Source organism: Bradyrhizobium sp. 23AC (assembly GCF_054863025.1).
Window position 1 is genome coordinate 21,401 of sequence record NZ_JAVAYN010000035.1, and the last position, 19,421, is coordinate 40,821.

Genomic DNA, 19,421 nt, shown 5'->3' on the forward strand with positions numbered 1-19,421 from the left:
AGACGCGCTAGGTTTCCGTCTCTGACAACGGGACGGAGCGCGCGAAATGGACAGCCGGCAGGACACCAATATTGCCGTCGAGCTGGCGCTCCTGGTCGCGCTCGCAACGCTCTGGGGCGGCTCCTACACCTTCATCAAGCTCGGCGTCGCCACGATCCCCCCGATTACCTTGATCGCGGCGCGGACCACGATCGCGGGCCTCCTGCTGCTCGTCGTGATGTGGGCGCGCGGCATCAGGATGCCCACGGACGCCGCGACCTGGCAGCGCTTCGCCTTCCAGGCCGTGCTCAACAGCGTCATCCCCTGGACGCTGATCGCCTGGGGCGAGCGCCATGTCGATGCCGCGCTCGCCACCATCCTCAACTCGGCGGGCCCGATCTTCACCTTTTTGCTCACGGCGGTCGTCACCCACCACGAGGCGACGACACCGCGAAAGCTGTTCGGCGTGGTCGCCGGCATGGCCGGCATCCTGCTGATTGTCGGCGTCGATGCCTTCCAAGACATGGGCAGCGGTCTCCTCGCGGAGGCGGCCATCGTCGCCGCCACCATCTGCTACGCCTGCGCCGCGATCTTCGGCCGCAGCTTCAAAGGCCTCGATCCGATGGCGCCCGCAGCCGGCTCGCTGCTGGCGGGGGCGGCGGTCCTGATCCCGGCCTCGCTCGTGGTCGAGCAGCCCTGGACGCTGTCACCGTCGCCGAGTTCGCTGCTGGCGCTGCTCGCGCTCGCCGTGTTCTCGACGGCCGCGGCGTTTGCGATCTATTTCCGCCTGATCCAGACCCTGGGCTCGGTCGGCACCACCGCGCAGGCCTATCTGCGGGTGCCCATTGGCGTTGCCATCAGCGTCGCCTTCCTCGGCGAGAGCCCGAGCCAGACCGCCTGGATCGGGCTTGCCTGCGTGGTCCTCGGTGTGGCCGCCATGACGATCCCGGCCCGGCGGCAGGCAAGCGTCAAACCGTCATAGATCGGGGAAGGGGGCTCCGAGGCCCACAAATATTAAGGATAATCGGCGGCCCGAGGCATGTTTCCCCGGGGCCGCAATACGTCGTATATTGGGCCTCCAATATCCCGGTCCCTCAAAGCCCAATGTCCGCCGAATTGACGCCGACCCCTGAGAAAAAGCGAACATTCTCGCTCTCCATCGGCCAGCTCACTTTCGGCAGCTTCCTGTTGGTGCTGGCGGTGATCATCGTCACGTCGACCGCGAGCGTGATCGCGATCCGGCACATCGACACCACCTTCGCCGAGCTGCAGCGGCTCCAGAGCGTCGGCGACCTCGCCGAGGACATCGATCGCCGCATGAACGAGTTGCGGCTTGCCGCGCGCGACTTCGTCACCGATCCCGGCGCCGGCATCCAGTTCAAGCAGGTCGGCGAGGCGGCCTCGACGCTCAGCGACATCCTGAAGAAGACCCGCATCGAGCTCGCGCCCGAGCAGCAGGACATGATCGACGGGGTGACCGAGCGGCTTGCGACTTATCGCAACGGCCTCGAGCGGATATCGACCCTGATCGATCGCCGCGCCCAGCTGCTCGCCGGCCTGCCGCCGCTGCGCGAACAGTTCGATGTGGCTGTCTCCGGTACCGCCGACCGTGAGCTGGCCTCGCGCCTGTCGGAGGCGCAGAGCCGGATCGCGCTCGGGCTGCTCGCGCGCAACCCGTCCGCGGCAGAGCAGGCCGCGCAGAACATGCGGGCCCTGAACATTGGCGATGCCAGGCTGAAGACGGCGGTGAACGATTATGCCGAGGCCATCATGGCGGTGGCGGTCCGTGAGCGGCAGATCGCCGACATCGACCGCGAGGTGCTGGGAACCGAGGGGCGGCTGATCGGTCGCGTCACCGAATTGCTGCGCGAAGTCAGCGACCGGCGCGGCCACGTGCTGTCGCGTGATTTTGCCCGGACGCTGACGGAAGCGCGATGGCAGAGCATCGTGCTCGGCACCATCGGCGTGCTGATCGGTATCGCCGCGGCGTTGTTCGTGGTGCGCAGGACGGTGCGCCCGCTCGCCCAGATCGCCCGCTCTATCCGCGCGCTTGCGGCGGGCCGGAAAGATACCTCGATCCCCTCGGCCGACCTCGACAACGAGATCGGCGACATCGCCCGCGCAGCCGAAGTGTTCCGCCGCGCGCTGGAGGAAGCTGATACGGCGCGCGAGGCCGCGGTGCGCGCGCTCACCGAGCAGCGCCTCGCCGAAGAGAGCTACCGAAAGCTGTTCGAGGGCTCGGTCGACGGCATCTACGTCACGACGCCGGCCGGCGATCTGCTCAACGCCAATCCGGCGCTGGCGCGGATGATGGGCTATGACAGCCCGCAGCACCTCATCGCCAGCATCAACGACATCGCCCACACCATCTACGTCCATCCCGAGGCGCGCGTCGAATACCAGCGGCTGATGGCGCGCGACGGCATGGTGCGCGAGTTCGAATACCAGGTGCGCCAGCGCAGCGGCAACATCCTGTGGCTCTCCGACAGCGCCACCGGCGTGCGCGACGAAGCGGGCAACATCGTCCGCTATGAGGGCACGCTACGCGACATCACCGACCAGAAGCGGGCGGAAGACGCCATCGCCGAAGGCCGGCGCCTGCTCCAGCAGGTCATCGATACCGTGCCCGCGGTGATCAACGTCAAGGACCGCGACCTGCGCTATGTGCTGATGAACCGCTACATGGCCGGCATCTTCGGCATCGAACCCGGCGACGCGCTCGGCCGCACCACGGCGGACCTGATGTCGCGCTACGGCGCGGCCAAGACCGACGAGAACGACAAGCGCGTGCTCAGCATCCGCAAGGGGCTCGGCTTCTATGAGGAGGAGTACAAGGACTCCTCCGGCAACATGCGGCAATGGTTGGTCAACAAGCTGCCGCTGCTCGATGCGGAGGGCGAGATCGAGCGGATCGTCACCGTCGCGCTCGACATCGGCGAGCGCAAGCGCGGTGAGCAGGAGATGCGCAAGGCCAAGGAGTCCGCCGAGACCGCGCTGCGCAATCTGCGCGAGACCCAGGCTTCGCTGATCGAGGCGGAGAAGCTCGCCGCGCTCGGGCGCCTCGTCGCCGGCGTCGCGCACGAGGTCAACAATCCCGTCGGCATCAGCCTCACGGTCGCCTCCGCGCTGGAGCGCAAGACCGCGATGTTCACCGCCGAGGTCGAGCGGGGCGAGCTGCGCCGCTCCACGCTCAACGACTTCCTCAGCACCAGCCGCGACGCATCCTCGCAGCTCGTCTCCAATCTCAACCGCGCCGCCGAGCTGATCCAGTCGTTCAAGCAGGTCGCCGCCGACCGCAACTATTCGGACCAGCGCAGCTTCGATCTCGGCGACCTCACCGAGCAGGTGGTGATGAGTCTGAGGCCGGGCCTGCGCAAGCACAATCTGACGCTCAATGTCGAGTGCCAGCCCGATCTGACCATGAACAGCTATCCGGGCCCGTACGGCCAGGTGCTGACCAATCTGTTTCTCAATTCGGTGGCGCACGCCTTCCCGGACGGCCGGCCGGGGACCATCGACATCCAGGTGCGGGAGTCCGGCAAGGACAATGTCGAGATCATCTTCTCGGACAATGGCTGCGGCATGTCGCTCGACGTCCGACGCCGTGCCTTCGATCCGTTCTTCACGACGCGGCGTGACCAGGGCGGCACGGGTCTCGGATTGCACATCGTCTACAGCATCGTCACCAACCGGCTCGGCGGGCGGCTCGATCTCGATTCCGAACCGGGCAGCGGCACCCGCATCCAGATCATCCTGCCGCGCACGGCGCCGCTGGAGCAGGCCGCCGAGTAGCTTCTATTGTTTGAGCATGATCTTTTCGGAAAACCGCAGCACACTTTTCCGGATCATGCTCTAATCAGCCTCGGCGAGCTTGTGCAGCGTTGCGCCGAAAATCAGGCTGGCCTTGCCGACCAGCGCCGTGCCTGTCATTTCCGCGCGCGTGTCCGTGTAGGTCCCGCTGACGCCGATACCGACGGGAGCAGGACCGCCGAACAGCGGATTGTCGTCGCCTCGCGGCGAGGTGTGTCGTTGCACCAGCACCTCGCCTTTGAAGGTGGTGTCGTCCTTCACCACGTAGCTGCCGGTGTAATAGAGGTAGGCATCGCCGCCAAGGATCTTGCCGTCGCGAAAAAGGATCACGCCGCTGCCCTTGCCGGCTCGACCATCGAGCAGGGTCACGTGAATCGAATAGAGACCGTTTTTCATAACGTCCCGCGGGCCGGCCGCCATCGCCCAATGGCGTAACCGGTCCCGCTTTTATGCCAAAGCGCATTCTCTCGCGCAACGCGGCAGTTTGCCGGCCGGCCACGGGAAGTTGCCGCCGCGAGCCGTAGTTGTCCCGGCTTGTGCGTGACGCCGTCATGACGGTCTGATGACGGGGAGAGGCCGGCCGCCTGCGAATCAGGGTTGGCCCGCGAAATGCATAAAAATGTTGCACTGGCCGAGGGGTGCCGGAGCTTGCGCCGCGTCAGGTATATTTCTTGTCGCGCTCGAGCAGCTCGATGGAGATGCCTTCGGGGCCGCGGATGAAGCAGATGCGCACGCCCGGCCGGATCGTGGTCGGCTCGCGCGTGAAGGTGACGCCCTTGGCCTTGATCTCGGCCGCAACGGCATCGATGTCCTTCACCGTCAGGCCAAAATGGTCGAGACCCTGATGCGGGTGCGGAGGCGGCGGGTTGACGGCGTTGTCGCCCTCGAGCGGCGCGATGAAAATCCTGGCGCCGCCCAGATTCACGTCGATCCGTCCCGGCGCGTGCACGATCTCGCCACCGAGGATGTCCCGCAGCCAGGCCGCCGTGGCCTCCGGATCGGGGCTGCGCAGATGGACGTGATCCCAAGTGACGACTGGCATTTCAATTCTCCCAACGGGCCTTCGCGATGTTGCAGCGCATGTTAGCGGCGGCGGGCGGTGATCGCCACCGTCCTTGCCGATTCGCAAGCGCGCGGGAACCTTAGTTCCTCTTCCGGATTAAGGTAAGCAGTGGCCGGTCCGTCGTTGCATGGGGCTTTGGCCGCGATCGGTGATGCAACCATGAACGCCAGACTCGACCGGATCGGATTGGGGCGCTTCGCCGGGACCGGCGAACGAGTCGCGCGGGCCGTGACAATTGCGAGCGTCTCATTTGGCCGCACTCTTCTGTGGCTGCTGGCGGCCATCGTTGTCGGCTGCGGCGTCTGGATGCTGCTGCCTCTGTCCCAGGGAAATAGTGCTGAGCCGGTGAAGGCGGAGCTCGCGGCCGCCGAGGCGGCTCCTTCGGGCGATGCGGCCGCAACGGTGTCGCCGGTCTCGGAAGCCCAGGCACCGGCGATGGCAGAACTCGGTCGTCTCAGGATTTCATCGCAGACCTGGCGCCGCGGCGGCCTTGGCTCGAGAGCCCTGGTGACGTTCACGCTGCGAAACGACAATGACTATGCCGTAAAGGATGTCGAGATCGTCTGCGCCTTTACGCGGCGCGACGGCAGTCATCTCACCAACCGCAGCCGCGTGCTGGCAGATCCGGTCAGCATGAAGAGCCGCAAGACCTTTGCCCATATCCCCGTCGGCTACATCAACGTGAATGCCGATCAGGCGAAATGCTCGCTGGTTGCAGCACGCCGTGCTTAACGGCGGAATGTTCCGGTAGCGGAAAAGTTACCCTCATTGGTCCTTGTTGGTCCTTGGCGAAAAAACCTCGCGTCGCCATTTGAACCGAACGGCTGGGCCAGGAACCAAATAAGAGATCGCCTGTTGAGGCGGAGAGCCCACGCGGGGATGCGGGGGGCGGAGCGCGGCCAATGCCCATCTTTCGATATTTCACCTTTGTCGGTGGAGCTTTGCTTGCACTGTTGTTCGCGGTGAATTTCGCTTTCCCGGCGGCGCCCGTGGCGCAAGCCGTTGCGACCGTAAGCAACGATCAGCCGCTGATCCGAATCCGGTCCGATCGGCACCTGCCTGAGCGCGTCGTGCTCGACACCAGCCAGCCCACGATCGTCGCGCCGGCGGTGAAGACCGCCGCGGTTGTGGCTCCCCAGCCGCCCGTGCAGGAGGCCCAGTCGGCGGCCTTGGCCGAGCTGTCAGCCAAGGCGCGGGTGCGCGAGACCTTCGCCCAGTTCACGCCGCCGCTGAAGACTGATACCGCCGCCAAGGCTCCGGTTCAGCCCAAGCGCAAGGTCGCCAGGACGCATCCGGCGCCGCAGCAGGGACGGCCGATGATGCTGGTCGCCCAGCAGCCGCATTTCGGGCTCTTCAACACGACCTGGTGAGAGTGGCCTTCAATCCGTCCCGAAACGAGGCGGGGAGGGCTTTTTATTGGTCGGCCTCTCTGCTAATTCGAACCCATCCGAACCGCCGTCCGGTGTGCTGGCTCGTCAGCTGCCGGTCTGGCAAGTCTCGGTTTGTGGCCCAGTGTCCGGGCCAGGGCGCTCGTAGCTCAGCTGGATAGAGCATCGGATTTCGATTCCGAGGGTCGGAGGTTCGAATCCTTCCGAGCGCGCCAATCCCCCTTGGCGTTCCAGATATGTTCCAGAACGGCGCTGATGCCGCGCAGGCTCGCAAGGGCTTGCTGCGTCGGTCAGGCTGACGGGATACGGCTGTGCCGGCCCCGCGCCAGCGTGTCCGAGGGCGTCTCGTGGAAAGTCGCGCGGTAGGCTGCGGCAAATTCACCGAGATGATGGAAGCCCTGCGCGCGTGCGCACATGGCGACAGTGGCGCCGCCGCCCTTGAGCAGGCGGGCGCGGGTCGCCCACAGCCGCTTGAGGCGAATGTACTGGTGCAGGCTCATGCCGCGGACCTTGCTGACTGCGCCGCCGAGGGTGCGGATCGAGACGCCGAACTCACCGGCGAGATCGGCGGTATAGATCGGCACGGTCGGATGGGCTGCGACGTAATCATCGATCCGCTGCACCAGCTTGATCGAACGCTCGCCCTGGACCGAGGCGCTCCGATCCGACGTCGGATCGATCCGAAACAGATCGTCGAGTGCGAGCAGCAGGCCCTCCTGCAGATGGGCCGCCGCCTCGGTGGTCTCGAACAGGAGCGGCTGCATTGACGCGGTTCGCAGGATGTCGAGCAGGAGCTGCCTTGTGTGCAGCAGGGCGGGCCGGTTCGCGACATGCGCCCGCAAATCGTCGGCGTGATCGAACCAGCCCCGGTCTTTTAGCTCGGGGGAGAAGATGATCATTGCATGATGATTGGTCTGAGGCTCGACGAAATGGCATTCATCGTTGCCGCGGAGCGTCACGAAGAAGCGCGCGTCGAGATCCGAGCCCTTGAAATTGACCTGGAGGTCGTCGGTCATGGACAGGATCACCATCCCGCCCGGCATCCGATAGGCGGTGTCGAGGATGCGCGCGAACGATCTCATCATGATGATGCGGCAGGCCGGCAGGGAGACGACGGCGCGGGCCGCGGCGAAGTTCGGAATGTCGAGCGGAATGCTTCTGGCGTCCTCCATCGTCTCGATCGGCCGAAACGCATCGACGTCGGCAAAGCCAATCAGTTGAAGGGCGGAGGACGGAGCGAGGGCGTCGAACAACATGGGTCTGGCCGGCTGCTGAAATGTGACAATCAAATGAACGTCGATACACCGCCATCAATGGCGAAACATCGCGTTTCAGTAAACCGAATTTCAGGCCGTAGTATTGCGGACGTCATGCCATGACGTCCGTCAGATCAATGCCACCGTCAACGTTCCCGGCTCATCGGCTGGCCGGAGGCGAGGTCGATGAAATGCAGCCGCGTGCAGGCGGGACAGGCGAAGGATGCAAAGCTCCGTCTCTCCTGCCTCAGCTGCTTCTCAAGATCCGTCTGCACGTTCATGCCCGTCTGGGGGCATCGAAAAACGATCAAGTCCGCCATCACCGTAGAATGACGGTGCGGGCCGATTTCATCCTTGATCTGGATCAGTTTTGGAATTGCTCCAGGCCGGCGACGACCGCGCGAGGAATGATCTCGCAAAAGCGAAGGGGCCCCGAGGGCCCCTTCAGATGTCACCAGCGGCGATAGCGTGGGCCATAATAGCGTGGACCGTAACCGTAATAGCGCGGCCCATAATACCGGGGGCCGTAATACGGCCGGGGCCCGTAATACCCATAGTAGTTCGGACGCCAAAAGCAGCGCCCCCAGGCGTCGCAGACCATGCGGACCTGCTCGACACCGGAGGCCTGCGGCGTTGCAGGCGCGGGCGCGATGGGCATGGCGGACGCCGCCGGCGATGTCGCCAAAGCGCCAAACATGGCGCCGAACAGGGCTGCGGCGACGAGGCCGATCTTGAGATTCATGATGTCTTCCTCCGCTGACGCGATCCAGGATATCGAACTTGTTCTGATCAAATTGTGGCGGAACCGAAATGTAATGCTGATGAACAAATCGTCAGCCGGTCCGCCGCAGGCCTGACCTCAACCCCGCCAGACTATCCCAGGTTCGCGCGAGTGGCCAATGCTGCGCCTGCGCTGCAATGGCCCCGCAGGACATCGATGCCGTTCTTGATCCTGCGCAATTCGCCGTCGGGGCTTCGTTCGTAGTCTTGTCGCGTGGCCAGTCCTTCGACCAATTCGAAGGGCAGGCTCACAGGTTGCTTGGAGCTGTGCAATGGACAAGATGAGATTAGACAAGGGCGGCTGGCTGGTCGTGTGCGATGGGCGCAAGGCGCTCATTCTGGAAAACCTCGGCGACGAGATGTTTCCGAACCTTCACACCAGGGAGGTGCACGAGCAGCCCAATCCCATGACCAGCGCGCCAGGGAGCGACGCGCCGGGTCGCGCCGCTGCCGGCGGTGTGCGCAGCTCGGCCGAGCAGACCGATTGGCACGATGAGGCCGAGCGCGCCTTCCTGCGCAGCCTTGCCGGCCGGCTCGATGCTGCCGTCAGCTCTGGCGAGACCACGGCCCTGACCATGGTGGCCTCACCGCGTGCGCTCGGGATGATCCGCGCCGATTATTCGGACGTCATGCGCAAGGCGCTGCGGGGCGAGGTCGGTAAGGACCTCGTCAAGCTGCCGGTCTACGAGATCGAGAAGCAATTGCTGCTGTCGGGCGCCGCCAAATAGAGGCGTCCGCAGAGGCCGCGCCAGCACCCCCTCAGTAGCAGGGGTGCCGGCGGCGGTCTTGGCCGACATAGGCGGCCGCGCTCCGGTAGCAATGGTTGGTCGAGGGGCCGTCGTAAAAGGCGAAGGTACCGGGGGTGATGCCGGGGCCGTAATTGTGCAGATAGCTGATCGGGTAGGGCAGCGGATTGGCGTAATGGCGGTAGTGCCGGTGATGACCCCGCGCCTCCGCGAGGCCAGGGGCTAGGATTGCGGCCGACAGGGCAGCAACCGCGGCTACAAGCGTCAACTTGCTCATCTCGATTCTCCGGAACCCGCGCGAAGTGGTCAGCCATCTATAGCCACTTCGTACCTCCAGGGCACCCGTCCGGCGCCCGGAAATCGGGGCTGATCGCTCAGATTCCCGGGTGGGTGTGACAGAATTGCCCGACATGCGGTCGAAGGCTGCCCATTTTTGGCCTTTTCGGGATGCTTAACGAATTCCCCACACAAGTATGACCAAAGACTATTCGGTTAAGAATCCTGTTGCCGGCCTAGGGGCTCATTTCGCGGGTCCTTCGAGGCCGGTCCATTCCTGAAGGCTTTCGCCGTCACGCCGCCATGCGCATCACGCTTCTGAGCCTGCTGTTGCTCTCCATCGCCGCCGCCACGCCGGCGCGGGCAGAGCTGCATATCACCCGCGACCACGGCGGCTACGTCGAGGAATACAAGACCAAGTACAAGCGCGTCCGCGAGAAAGGCGAGCGCGTCATCATCGACGGCATCTGCAACTCGGCCTGCACGCTGGTGCTCGGCATGGTGCCGATGAACAAGATCTGCGTAACGCCCCGCGCCAGCCTCGGCTTCCACCAGGCCTATTACGACAAGGCCTTCACCTTCGGCATCAAGGTCACCAGCTCCGAGGGGACGTCCGACCTGATGTCCTACTACCCCGACAAGGTGAAGGACTGGATCCGCCGCAATGGCGGGCTCACCACCGACATGAAAAAGATCAAGAACGGCGTCGAGCTCTGGAAGATCATCGACCCCTGTCCGGAAGAATGGTGAGCGGCTGCGCTGAGCCGTCATCGTCCGTCGCAGCGCAGCATCGTCCGCACGAAATTCGCATTGCCGCATAGCCGCCGGTGGGGCAATGAGGGCGGCAATGAACCATAATCAAGAAGCCCTGACCGCCCGCGCCGCGCCGATCCTGTTCGTCCTGCTCTGGAGCACCGGATTCATCGGCACCAAATACGTCGTCAACAATGCCGATCCCTTGACCTATCTCGCCATCCGCATGGCGATCGTGGTCGGCCTGATGGCGATGATCGCGGCGATCGCGCGGCCGAAATGGCCTGGTCGCACCGGCATCGCGCACAGCGCCGTCGCCGGCATTCTCGTCCACGGCTTCTATCTCGGCGGCACCGCGATCGCGATCGCGCATTCGATCCCGGCCGGGCTCTCCGCGCTGATTCCGGGCCTGCAGCCGATCCTGACCTCGACCATCGCCAACCGCTGGTTCGGCGAGAAGGTGACGCCGGTGCAATGGGCCGGGCTCGTGCTCGGCCTCGGCGGCGTGGTGATGATCCTGCACAACCGTCCCATGACCGGTGAAGCCGGTCTCGGCTGGCTCGCCTCGGTCGTCTCGCTGATCAGCATCACGCTCGGCACGCTCTACCAGCGCCGCTACTGCAACCAGATCGACTGGCGCGCAGGCAATCTCGTGCAATATGTGTCCGTCACCATCTTCTTCGCGATCGGGGCCTTCCTGTTCGAAGACCGCGTGGTGCACTGGACGCGGGAGTTCGTGCTCGCGCTCGGCTGGCTCGCGGTCGCGCTCTCGATCGGATCGATCGGGCTATTGTACTGGCTGATCCGCCACGCCGCGGCGACCTCGGTCGCGAGCCTGTTCTATCTGGTGCCCGCCGTGACCGCGCTGATGGCTTATCTGCTGTTCGGAGAGAAGCTCGACGCGCTGGCGATTGCCGGCATGGGGATGTGCGCGGCCGCCGTGTTCGTCGTCAACAGGCGCTTCTAGGCGGATGGAGCGGGGCGTCGGGATACATCCCTGACGTGCGCGGCACGTTCGTGTTAGGCTGAACGCATTTCAGTCTCACATTCACACGGTGATTTTCATGAAGAAGGCGAGGCGCGCGCTGCTCGGCAGATCGTTGAAGCCGGTCCGGATTGCCTGCATCAACTACGCGGAGGAGATGATGAGCGACCGGATGATGGCCAAGCTCACAGCCGCGCTCCAGAAATGCTACGATGAGCATTTCCTCCCCGTCTGGGGCTACCCGGTCGATCTCGACGTCACCCGCAAGCCGAAGCCGACGGACTGGCAGCTCGTCTATTTCGACGACGCCACCCACAAGAACTTCCTCGGACGACACGAGCTGACGCATCGGGGACAGCCGATCTCGAAGATATTCCTGAAGGCGCTGGGTGAGGACGATCCCGTCAGCCTCGCGGCATCGCACGAGCTGTTCGAGATGGTGCTGGACCCCATGGCCAATCTGTGGGCCGACAAGACCCGCCACACCCAATATGCCTACGAGGTCTGCGACGCCGTGGAGGAGGACTCTTTCCTCGTCAACGGCTTCCCGATGTCGAACTTCGTCTATCCGTCCTGGTTCGAGCCCTTCAAGCATCCCCGCGGCACCAAATTCGACCATATGGGATCGCTCAAGGCGCCGTTCTCGATGACCGAGGGTGGCTACGTCATCAAGAAGGTCAACGGCAGGCGGCTGATCAAGCAGTTCGGCTCACCGGAAAAGCGGCGGCGCTTCAAGGCCGAGGACCGCCGCGGCCATCGCAGCGAATTCCGCGATCCGAAGGGGGAGCATCACCCGGGCCGGCGCGCATCCAAGCCGCGGGGATAGGGTATCCCGGGAGCTTGTCTCCGGGCGCACACGCACCCGGAGACCGGCTCGAGCGCCCCGATCAGCGCTTGGCCTTTCGAGCCTTCTTTTTCGACTTGGTGGCTTTCTTGGCCGCTTTCTTGGCGGTCTTCTTCGCGGCCTTCTTTGCAGTTTTCTTGGTCGCTTTCTTCGACGACTTCTTTGCAGCCTTCTTCGAACTCTTCTTCGAGGCTTTCTTGGCCTTCTTCTTGGAGGCCTTCTTCGGCGCTACTTTCTTCGCGACCTTCTTGGCGGCTTTGACGGCGGTAACCGCCGCATCCTTGGTCGCTTCCACGGCTGCGGTGATCGTCTCCATCGCCTGTTCGGTGATCGGCTTATCGTCGTCCATATCGTCCCCCGCGGTTTGATTAGAGCGATGACGATAGCGGGTTTCGAAATTGTGTCAAAGCAGCGCTCAACTTCTGCGGATCTTTGCGTAGGCGGCGAGCGCACGCTCGCGCCCTTTGGCATGATCGACGATCGGCTGCGGATAGGTCTTGCCGAGCGTGATGCCCGCGCTCGCAAGCTCGATCGGCGTGGCCTGCCAGGGCCGGTGGATCAGCGTGGTTGGCGTGTCCTTCAACTCCGGCACCCAGCGCCGAACGTAGGTTCCATCCGGATCGAACTTCTCGCCCTGGAGCTGCGGGTTGAACACGCGGAAATAGGGCGCCGCGTCGGCGCCGCAGCCGGCGACCCATTGCCAGTTGGCGGGATTGCTACCGGCATCCGCATCGACCAGCGTGTCCCAGAACCAGGCTTCGCCCTCGCGCCAGTCGATCAAGAGGTGCTTGACCAGAAACGACGCCACCACCATCCGCACCCGGTTGTGCATCACGCCGGTGTGCCAGAGCTCGCGCAGGCCGGCGTCGACGATGGGGTATCCGGTGTGCCCGCGCCGCCAGGCCGCAAGCGCTTTCTTGTCGCCCTTCCAGGGGAAGCCGTCGAAGTTCGTTTGCAGGTTTTCGGTGGCGAGGTCGGGATGGTCGTGCAGCAGGTGACGGCAGAATTCGCGCCAGCCGAGCTCGCTCAGGAACTTTTCGATGCCGGGCCCGAGCGCGGGATCTTCATCCGCGGCAAAGCGCGCCGCGTGCCAGACCTGGCGCGGGCTGAGCTCGCCGAAGCGCAGATGCGGTGACAGGCTTGAGGTGCCCTCCCGATCCGGCCGGTCGCGATCGCCGACATAGCAGCGCGCGGTGTGCTTGAGGAAATCGCGCAGACACGCCCGCGCGGAGGCTTCGCCCGGGGTCCATGTCTCGCGCAGGCCGCCCGCCCAATCCGGCCTGGTCGGTTCGAGCTGCCAGCTTTCCAGCTCATCGCTCGCAAGCCTCGGCGCAGGGCGCAGCTGCTTCGGCGCAGGCAAGGGCTTTGGTGGATCGCCGAGCGACAGCACCCGCCGCCAGAACGGCGTGAATACGCGCAAGCCCCGGCCGTCCTTGTTGCGGATCGCCGAGGGCTGGACCAGGAGATCGCCGGGGAAGCTCTGCGAGTCGATGCCGAGCTTTGCCAGTGCGGCTTCGAGCTGCCGCTCAACCGCCTGATGCGGCGCCTGCGCGATCCCATTCCAGTAGACGGCGCGGGCGCCGCTTTCGCGGGCCAGCTCGGCGACGACCTTGGCCGCCGGTCCCCTGCGCAGGATCAGCGATCCGCCGCGTGTGACAATCTCGGCGCCAAGCGCCCGCAACGACTGCGCCAGCCACCAGCGCGCTGCGCTGCCCGGCGGGCGCCCGGCGGCCTCGTCCAGCACATAGAGGCAGACCACCGGCGCACCGGTTTTCACGGCAGCATGGAGGGCGGGATGGTCGGACAGGCGAAGGTCATCGCGAAACCAGACGATGACAGGCGCGCTCGGCGTGGTCAGGGGCGTCCTCGTTTACACTTTGGAAAGCATGCCGCGTGCGGCGGTGTGAACCGTCGTTAATGGGACCGTAATCGGGCTGCACGAATATGCAGGAATTACGGGGGTAGTTCCATCCATGTCCAATCTTTCGACGGCAAAACTCCTGCCGCAATTCAAGCTCGGCACCAAGGCGGTCCTGTGCGCCGTCTTGCTGATCGCCATGAACACCGCGCTCGTGGTCGGCGCCGGCTATTGGTCGCTGACGTCCGCCTTCAACGATCGCGCCTTGCGCGACATCGAGGTCAATCTGCGCACGCTGGCACTGGCCTTTACCGAGACCGTTCCGGCCGCCAAGATCACGGTGAAGGATGGCACGGTGGCGCGCGCCGAGATCCCCACAATGCCTGACTTTAGGGATCACGCCATCGTCGATCGCGCGGTGTCCTATGTCGGCGGCAATGCGACCCTGTTCGTGTTCGACGACGCGAGCGGGCAGTTCGTGCGACGCTCCACCAACGTGAAGAAAGAAAATGGCGACCGCGCCGTCGGCACCCAGCTTGCCGCCGACCATCCAGGGCAGGCACCGCTGCGCCGTGGCGAGGCCTATAAGGGTCCGGCCACGCTGTTCGGCAAATCGTTCATGACCGCCTATTTCCCGATCGCGGATGCGGCCGGCAAGGTCGTCGGCATTCTCTATGTCGGCATCCCCATGGCCCAGTACGAGAGCATGCTGGCCCAGGCGATCGAGAGCATGGCGGCGGCCGCGGGCCTCGCCGCGCTTCTGGTGCTGGTCCTGACCCTGCTGGTCGTCCGCCGTATCACCCGGCCGCTCACCTCGGTCACGCGCTCGCTCACCGCGCTTGCCAACGGCCAGAGCGATGTTGCGATCGAATGCGAGGATCGCGCCGACGAGATCGGCGAGATCGCCCGCACGGTCGCAGTGTTCAAGAGCAATTCGCTGGAGCGGGCGCGCATGCGCAGCGAGCAGGCGGCAGCCACGGCCGCGGCGGCCGAGCAGCGCAAATCCGACCTGCGCGGCTTCGTCGAGGAGTTCCGCGGCAGCGTCGGCGGCATCCTCGACAAGGTGCTGGCCTCGTCAGGCGAGTTCGAGCGCGCCGCGCGGCAGCTCACCGACGTCGCGCGCTCCACGGCCGATCTGTCGGCGCAGTCGGCGGGCGCGTCCGAAAACGCCTCCGAGCACGTGCGTTCGGCGGCGTCGGCCTCGGACGAGCTGTCCCAATCGATCTCCGAGATCACGCGGCGCGTGCAGGAATCCAACCAGATTTCCGCCGAGGCGGTGCAGCAGGCCCAGGCGACCGATCAGCGCATCGCGCAGCTCTCCGAGGCGGGCGCGCGCATCGGCGACGTCGTCAAGCTGATCACCTCGATCGCCGAGCAGACCAACCTGTTGGCGCTGAACGCCACCATCGAGGCCGCGCGCGCGGGCGATGCCGGTCGCGGCTTCGCGGTGGTCGCCCAGGAGGTCAAGACGCTGGCCGGCCAGACCGCCAAGGCGACCGACGAGATCTCGAACCAGATCGCCAGCATGCAGCTTGCGACCGAGGAATCGGTCGTCGCCATCAAGGCGATCGGCCAGACCATCGAGCGCATCAGCGGCATCGCCGGCTCGATCTCGGCTGCGGTCGAGCAACAGAAAAGCGCGACCCACAACATCGTCGCAAGCGTTCGCGCGGCGGTCTCGGGCACGGCCGACGTCGCCGTCAATGTCCGCCACGCCGCCAAGGGCGCCAGCGAGACCGGCGAGACCTCGAGCCGGATGTTTGCTTCAGCCCAGGCGCTGTCGGGCGAGAGCCTGCATCTGAAGGCCGAGGTCGACGGGTTTCTGGACCGGGTGCGCGCGGCTTAAAGCTGGGCTCGAAATTCACGGCGTCATTCCGGGTTCGGTGCTTCGCACCGCCCCGGAATGACAGTTCGTTGTTATTTCGGCTGCGGCACGATGCGGATGTAGGGCTTCGGCTCTTTCCAGCCCTGCGGGTAGATCGTCTTGGCCTCGTCGTTGGAGACTGAGCCTGCGATGATCACGTCCTCCCCCTGGTTCCAGTCTGCCGGCGTCGCGACGCGATGCTTGGCGGTGAGCTGGAGCGAGTCGATTACGCGCAGGATCTCCTGGAAGTTCCGGCCGGTCGTCATCGGATAGACCAACACCAGCTTGATCTTCTTGTCCGGGCCGATGATGAAGACGTTGCGGACGGTCTGGTTGTCGGCGGCGGTGCGGGTGAGGGGATCGCCCGAGATCGCGGCCGGCAGCATGCCGTAGAGCTTCGAGACGTTGTAATCGGTGTCGCCGATCATCGGATAGTTCGGGGCCGCGCCTTGCGTCTCCTTGATGTCCTCCGACCATTTGGCATGGCGGTCGACCGGATCGACCGAGAGGCCCATCAGCTTGACGCCGCGCTTGTCGAATTCCGGCTTCAGCTTGGCGAGCGCGCCGAGCTCGGTCGTGCAAACCGGCGTGAAGTCCTTGGGGTGCGAGAACAAGAGCGCCCAGCTGTTGCCGATCCAGTCGTGGAACTTGATCTTCCCTTCGGTGGTCTCGGCTTCGAAGTCAGGTGCGGTGGTGCCGATCGGAAGTGTCATGGTTCTACCTCATCACATTGAATATACTGGAGAATTTCTCTCTGGCCGTCCCCCTCATTATAGGGGTCTTACAACGCCAAGTGAACGCCAACTGAACCAGTTCAAGTAAAATGTGAATTCCTTCCTTGAAGGGCTGATTTTCTAGCAACTTATTGTTACGGCGGCACCTGCGGCGAAACAGCTCCATCCGGGGTCGCACGGTCTCGCTCGCCCCGATAATGCCTTTTATGACTTCCATCACGCTCGCCCGGCGCGTCTTAGAACCAAAATGGTCCTGACAGCGACCAATTGGCAACCATCTAGAAAAGTCGCGATCCCTGTATCGAATCGTTAACCACCCCTTTACGCCGGCATGAAAATGCTGGCCGATCAGAAGAAATCTGGAAGTGAACTATGTCTGCCGCTGCGCCTAAATCTGCTGACTCGCCGTCCCTTGAACCGTCCTGCCGCGATACCGCTGCCCATGCACTCTCCATCGTGCGCGACGGCGTGATCACGGGCGAAGGCCCGACCACCAAGGGCCGGGTCCATTTCTCCCGCTCGCTCGATGCCGATGACACCGCCTGGTGCACGCGCATCCTCACCGCCACCGCCGTCAACGACCAGCCGGTCAGCCGCGCTGAGGCCGAGGTCCTGTTCGAGATCAACGAGGCCGCGACTGAACGCACCGATGGCGGCCGCTTCGATGATTTGCTCGCCAAGGCGGTCGCACACTATGCCGCAAGCGCCTCGGGCCTGAAAGTGCCGCCGCGCAGCGTCGCGCTGTCTGCCGATGCCGAGATCGAGAGCTGGGCCCCGTCCTATGCCTCCAAGGTCAACAGCGAGATGCTGGAGTGGATCGCCGGCCAGATGCGCGGCAAGCGCCACAACAACCGCCGCCTGATGGCGATGGTGGCGACCTTCCTCGGCGCCACCGCGCTGCCCCTGGCGGGCCAATTGCCGAACGTGTTCGACATTGGGATGTAAAAATCTGGGCATGTAACAACCGAGATCTTCTCGCGCCCCGTGCGGGGCGCGAGCGAAAGCGGCGGGGTTATTTCCCCGCCGTTTTTTGTTTGCCGCCGTCCGGCTCGAGGCCGAGCGTGCGGCCCGGGAAGCCGGCGGCGTCGAAATAGCGCTGGCTGCCGACGCGCTGGAAGTTCAGCACGGTGGTCAGGCCGCCCTCCGCGGGCTTGGACTTCATTGTGCCTGCATAGGCCTTCGGCACGGTGCCGTTGGGCATGGCTTCCGACATCACGCGGCCGGCCAGGTCTCCTTTCTGTGTCGCGCTTAGGCCCATCAGCCGGGCGGCCGTCATGCCGACGTCGGCATTGCTGACCGGCAGCTCGTCGACGAAGCCGGCTTTGAAGTCCGGGCCGATCGCGGCCATGAAGTTCATGGTGTCGCCGCGGCTGAAGCTGCCATGCATGCCCTGGCCCTGGCGCAGCACGGTATCGGCGACCTGCACCGAGCAGTTGGTCGGCGCCTCTCCGCAATCGCTGGCATAGGAGCGGAAGTTGACGACGATCGACGGCGTCGGCGTCGCCGCCTTGCCGCGCAGATTGATGCTCGACAGCGGCAGGGTGCCGGGGAAGCGGCCGAGCGAGTCCTCGACGAACAGGCCGGAGACGTAGTCCTGCCCGAGCAGCGCCTTGATGGTTTTGGCCGCCAGCTTCTTGTCCCTGTTCGGGAGATAGACGAGGTCCGAGCCGCCATTGGTGGCGACGACGAGGTCGGGCTTTTCCGGATCCTTGCCGAGCACGCCATTGCCGGCCTTGGGATGCTTGTTGCCCTCGATCTTCGCGTTCTTGTCGTTGGGGTCGAACAGCGGCAGGTCGAGCGCCTTGGCGAGGTCGAGCGCCAGGAAGCCCATCGGCAGGAAGTCCTTCGGCGTGTCGTCATAGCTGACCTTGGCCGAGGGGCTGGTCTTGCTTTCCTTGGAGATGGTCGAGAAGCCGTGGTCGGCGGAGACGATGATGTTGGTCGAGGCCGCAAGCCCGAGCTCGTCCAGCGCCTTGCGGAGCTGGGCGAGGTTGGTGTCGGCGTTCTTGATGCCGGCCATCGAGGTCGGACCGTTGATGCCGGGCATGATCTGGTTGAGGCTGTCGCCGGTGTTGTGCTGGCTGCCATCGGGGTCGCGCGACCAGAACACCAGCACGAACGGCTTGTTGCGCGCCTTGAACATTGGCAGCACCACCTTGGCGGCGACGTCGGCGAAATAGGCCTGCTGCGCGACGTTGGCGGCGGTCGTGCCCGGCGTCTTGGCATCGCCCGCCTTGGAATTGTCGCCGCGCGGTGGCGTGGTGGTGGGCAGGCCGGCCTTGGTGAGCGCGTCCTTCACCTCGTCCGACAGCGCCACGCCGTTCTTGCCGCCGGTGGCGTCGTCGAACACGATCGAATGCAGGCCGGCCTTTTCGGGCTTGTCGGTGTGGTCGAACTGATAGGTCGGGCCGTGCTTGCCCAGCGCGGCGGTGCTGAACCCCTTGTCGCGGGCCAGCTTCAGGATGGTGTCCTCGTTGAGGTAGTTGCCCTTAAAATGCTCGTCGATGTCACCGAGCACGGCGTCGTTCTCGATGAAGGGGACCACGGTGTCGCCGGCCGGGACGGAAGTGTAGTTGGTCCAGATCGTGTTGGAGAACACGCCGGTATCGCCGAGGTAGTGACCGGTCGACATCGCCGAGCCGTTGGCCATGGTGAAGGTCGGGAACAGCGAGTGCGAATTCTTGAAGTTGACGCCCTTGTCGCGGATTTCGGCCATGGCAGGTGCCGTGTCGGGGTTGACCTTCAGCGCGCGCAGACCGTCCGGGATGAACAGGATCAGATTGCGCGGCGTGTTGTTCTGGGCGGACGCAAATCCGGTGGATAGCACTGTCAGTCCGGCGGACAGCAACAGCAGTGAACGGCGCATCGAAATCTCCCTGCGAGGCGGCTCGGCCGCAACCCGCGGCCCCCGGTTCGTTTAGTTTCGCTGCATGACGGCTTTGTTACAAGGCCCGTCGCCGATGCAAGAGGGTTGGGGGGGACTTGTCAGTCTCGTGTCCCGGACGCGCTGCAGCGTTCTTACGCTGCTGCGCAGAGCCGGGACCCAGGAAGCCGCAGCACGTGCTGATACATGGGCCCCGGCTCT

Annotated in this window: 19 protein-coding genes and 1 tRNA gene; 11 read left to right on the top strand and 9 right to left on the bottom strand. The window is 64.7% G+C overall.

Features of this window, described 5'->3' with window-relative positions:
* Positions 1 to 46: 46 nt before the first annotated feature.
* Both RAD10_RS39965 and RAD10_RS39970 read left to right on the top strand, forming a co-directional pair.
* Positions 47 to 961 (top strand): DMT family transporter, encoded by a 915-nt coding sequence (locus RAD10_RS39965; protein WP_461621770.1) that lies wholly within the window; start codon positions 47 to 49, stop codon positions 959 to 961.
* Positions 962 to 1,083: 122 nt separating this feature from the next.
* Positions 1,084 to 3,771 (top strand): PAS domain S-box protein, encoded by a 2,688-nt coding sequence (locus RAD10_RS39970; RefSeq protein WP_461621771.1) that lies wholly within the window; start codon positions 1,084 to 1,086, stop codon positions 3,769 to 3,771.
* 60 nt (positions 3,772 to 3,831) lie between these two features.
* Here RAD10_RS39970 and RAD10_RS39975 read toward each other — a convergent pair whose 3' ends face one another.
* Positions 3,832 to 4,185, bottom strand: a complete 354-nt coding sequence (locus RAD10_RS39975; RefSeq protein ID WP_026202721.1) for a GrlR family regulatory protein — start codon at positions 4,183 to 4,185, stop codon at positions 3,832 to 3,834.
* Positions 4,186 to 4,447: 262 nt separating this feature from the next.
* Positions 4,448 to 4,831, bottom strand: coding sequence for a VOC family protein (locus RAD10_RS39980; protein ID WP_028140965.1), 384 nt, complete (start codon positions 4,829 to 4,831; stop codon positions 4,448 to 4,450).
* A 180-nt stretch (positions 4,832 to 5,011) separates the two neighbouring features.
* On the opposite strand from RAD10_RS39980, the gene RAD10_RS39985 reads away from it, so the two are divergent.
* The 3 genes from RAD10_RS39985 to RAD10_RS39995 all read left to right on the top strand — a co-directional run bounded on the left by RAD10_RS39985 (position 5,012) and on the right by RAD10_RS39995 (position 6,455).
* Positions 5,012 to 5,584 (top strand): hypothetical protein, encoded by a 573-nt coding sequence (locus tag RAD10_RS39985; RefSeq protein WP_461621772.1) that lies wholly within the window; start codon positions 5,012 to 5,014, stop codon positions 5,582 to 5,584.
* Positions 5,585 to 5,754: 170 nt separating this feature from the next.
* Positions 5,755 to 6,222, top strand: coding sequence for a hypothetical protein (locus tag RAD10_RS39990; protein WP_461621773.1), 468 nt, complete (start codon positions 5,755 to 5,757; stop codon positions 6,220 to 6,222).
* A gap of 156 nt (positions 6,223 to 6,378) precedes the next feature.
* Positions 6,379 to 6,455, top strand: a tRNA-Arg gene (locus RAD10_RS39995).
* Between the two features lie 75 nt (positions 6,456 to 6,530).
* On the opposite strand, the gene RAD10_RS40000 is transcribed toward RAD10_RS39995, so the two are convergent.
* Positions 6,531 to 7,496 (bottom strand): AraC family transcriptional regulator, encoded by a 966-nt coding sequence (locus tag RAD10_RS40000; RefSeq protein ID WP_461621774.1) that lies wholly within the window; start codon positions 7,494 to 7,496, stop codon positions 6,531 to 6,533.
* 451 nt (positions 7,497 to 7,947) lie between these two features.
* Positions 7,948 to 8,238, bottom strand: a complete 291-nt coding sequence (locus RAD10_RS40005) for a hypothetical protein (RefSeq protein ID WP_095426245.1) — start codon at positions 8,236 to 8,238, stop codon at positions 7,948 to 7,950.
* A gap of 310 nt (positions 8,239 to 8,548) precedes the next feature.
* Between RAD10_RS40005 and RAD10_RS40010 the strand changes: the two genes are divergently transcribed.
* The gene (locus RAD10_RS40010) at positions 8,549 to 9,004 is read left to right on the top strand and encodes a host attachment protein (protein WP_461621775.1); all 456 of its coding nucleotides are present in this window, start codon (positions 8,549 to 8,551) and stop codon (positions 9,002 to 9,004) included.
* A gap of 31 nt (positions 9,005 to 9,035) precedes the next feature.
* On the opposite strand, the gene RAD10_RS40015 is transcribed toward RAD10_RS40010, so the two are convergent.
* Positions 9,036 to 9,299 (bottom strand): hypothetical protein, encoded by a 264-nt coding sequence (locus RAD10_RS40015; RefSeq protein WP_091957266.1) that lies wholly within the window; start codon positions 9,297 to 9,299, stop codon positions 9,036 to 9,038.
* Between the two features lie 302 nt (positions 9,300 to 9,601).
* Between RAD10_RS40015 and RAD10_RS40020 the strand changes: the two genes are divergently transcribed.
* From RAD10_RS40020 to RAD10_RS40030, 3 genes are all read left to right on the top strand, one after another.
* Positions 9,602 to 10,048 (top strand): hypothetical protein, encoded by a 447-nt coding sequence (locus RAD10_RS40020; protein ID WP_028140958.1) that lies wholly within the window; start codon positions 9,602 to 9,604, stop codon positions 10,046 to 10,048.
* Between the two features lie 97 nt (positions 10,049 to 10,145).
* Positions 10,146 to 11,018, top strand: coding sequence for a DMT family transporter (locus RAD10_RS40025; protein WP_461621776.1), 873 nt, complete (start codon positions 10,146 to 10,148; stop codon positions 11,016 to 11,018).
* Between the two features lie 97 nt (positions 11,019 to 11,115).
* Entirely contained in the window at positions 11,116 to 11,862 is a 747-nt protein-coding gene (locus tag RAD10_RS40030) for a hypothetical protein (protein ID WP_461621777.1), read from the top strand.
* A gap of 61 nt (positions 11,863 to 11,923) precedes the next feature.
* Here the strand turns inward: RAD10_RS40030 and RAD10_RS40035 are convergent, their stop codons facing one another.
* Together RAD10_RS40035 and RAD10_RS40040 are read right to left on the bottom strand one after the other, a co-directional pair.
* The gene (locus RAD10_RS40035; RefSeq protein WP_461621778.1) at positions 11,924 to 12,229 is read right to left on the bottom strand and encodes a histone; all 306 of its coding nucleotides are present in this window, start codon (positions 12,227 to 12,229) and stop codon (positions 11,924 to 11,926) included.
* 66 nt (positions 12,230 to 12,295) lie between these two features.
* Entirely contained in the window at positions 12,296 to 13,687 is a 1,392-nt protein-coding gene (locus tag RAD10_RS40040) for a cryptochrome/photolyase family protein (protein WP_461621782.1), read from the bottom strand.
* 166 nt (positions 13,688 to 13,853) lie between these two features.
* Between RAD10_RS40040 and RAD10_RS40045 the strand changes: the two genes are divergently transcribed.
* On the top strand, positions 13,854 to 15,584 hold the full coding sequence (locus RAD10_RS40045; protein WP_461621779.1) for a methyl-accepting chemotaxis protein: 1,731 nt from the start codon (positions 13,854 to 13,856) through the stop codon (positions 15,582 to 15,584).
* A gap of 71 nt (positions 15,585 to 15,655) precedes the next feature.
* Here the strand turns inward: RAD10_RS40045 and RAD10_RS40050 are convergent, their stop codons facing one another.
* The gene (locus RAD10_RS40050; protein ID WP_028140953.1) at positions 15,656 to 16,315 is read right to left on the bottom strand and encodes a peroxiredoxin; all 660 of its coding nucleotides are present in this window, start codon (positions 16,313 to 16,315) and stop codon (positions 15,656 to 15,658) included.
* A 393-nt stretch (positions 16,316 to 16,708) separates the two neighbouring features.
* Between RAD10_RS40050 and RAD10_RS40055 the strand changes: the two genes are divergently transcribed.
* Positions 16,709 to 17,281, top strand: a complete 573-nt coding sequence (locus tag RAD10_RS40055; protein WP_461621780.1) for a hypothetical protein — start codon at positions 16,709 to 16,711, stop codon at positions 17,279 to 17,281.
* 67 nt (positions 17,282 to 17,348) lie between these two features.
* On the opposite strand, the gene RAD10_RS40060 is transcribed toward RAD10_RS40055, so the two are convergent.
* Entirely contained in the window at positions 17,349 to 19,202 is a 1,854-nt protein-coding gene (locus RAD10_RS40060) for an alkaline phosphatase family protein (RefSeq protein WP_461621781.1), read from the bottom strand.
* Positions 19,203 to 19,421 lie beyond the last annotated feature (219 nt).

Bases quoted from the DNA above. Each gene is read 5' to 3' on its own strand.
- RAD10_RS40020 (WP_028140958.1), top strand. From the start codon at position 9,602: ATGCGCATCACGCTTCTGAGCCTGCTGTTGCTCTCCATCGCCGCCGCC.
- RAD10_RS40060 (WP_461621781.1), bottom strand. From the start codon at position 19,202: ATGCGCCGTTCACTGCTGTTGCTGTCCGCCGGACTGACAGTGCTATCC.
- RAD10_RS40050 (WP_028140953.1), bottom strand. From the start codon at position 16,315: ATGACACTTCCGATCGGCACCACCGCACCTGACTTCGAAGCCGAGACC.
- RAD10_RS40025 (WP_461621776.1), top strand. From the start codon at position 10,146: ATGAACCATAATCAAGAAGCCCTGACCGCCCGCGCCGCGCCGATCCTG.
- RAD10_RS40005 (WP_095426245.1), bottom strand. From the start codon at position 8,238: ATGAATCTCAAGATCGGCCTCGTCGCCGCAGCCCTGTTCGGCGCCATG.
- RAD10_RS39990 (WP_461621773.1), top strand. From the start codon at position 5,755: ATGCCCATCTTTCGATATTTCACCTTTGTCGGTGGAGCTTTGCTTGCA.
- RAD10_RS39985 (WP_461621772.1), top strand. From the start codon at position 5,012: ATGAACGCCAGACTCGACCGGATCGGATTGGGGCGCTTCGCCGGGACC.
- RAD10_RS40015 (WP_091957266.1), bottom strand. From the start codon at position 9,299: ATGAGCAAGTTGACGCTTGTAGCCGCGGTTGCTGCCCTGTCGGCCGCA.
- RAD10_RS40045 (WP_461621779.1), top strand. From the start codon at position 13,854: ATGTCCAATCTTTCGACGGCAAAACTCCTGCCGCAATTCAAGCTCGGC.
- RAD10_RS40055 (WP_461621780.1), top strand. From the start codon at position 16,709: ATGTCTGCCGCTGCGCCTAAATCTGCTGACTCGCCGTCCCTTGAACCG.
- RAD10_RS40010 (WP_461621775.1), top strand. From the start codon at position 8,549: ATGGACAAGATGAGATTAGACAAGGGCGGCTGGCTGGTCGTGTGCGAT.
- RAD10_RS39980 (WP_028140965.1), bottom strand. From the start codon at position 4,831: ATGCCAGTCGTCACTTGGGATCACGTCCATCTGCGCAGCCCCGATCCG.
- RAD10_RS40000 (WP_461621774.1), bottom strand. From the start codon at position 7,496: ATGTTGTTCGACGCCCTCGCTCCGTCCTCCGCCCTTCAACTGATTGGC.
- RAD10_RS40035 (WP_461621778.1), bottom strand. From the start codon at position 12,229: ATGGACGACGATAAGCCGATCACCGAACAGGCGATGGAGACGATCACC.
- RAD10_RS39965 (WP_461621770.1), top strand. From the start codon at position 47: ATGGACAGCCGGCAGGACACCAATATTGCCGTCGAGCTGGCGCTCCTG.
- RAD10_RS39975 (WP_026202721.1), bottom strand. From the start codon at position 4,185: ATGAAAAACGGTCTCTATTCGATTCACGTGACCCTGCTCGATGGTCGA.
- RAD10_RS40030 (WP_461621777.1), top strand. From the start codon at position 11,116: ATGAAGAAGGCGAGGCGCGCGCTGCTCGGCAGATCGTTGAAGCCGGTC.
- RAD10_RS39970 (WP_461621771.1), top strand. From the start codon at position 1,084: ATGTCCGCCGAATTGACGCCGACCCCTGAGAAAAAGCGAACATTCTCG.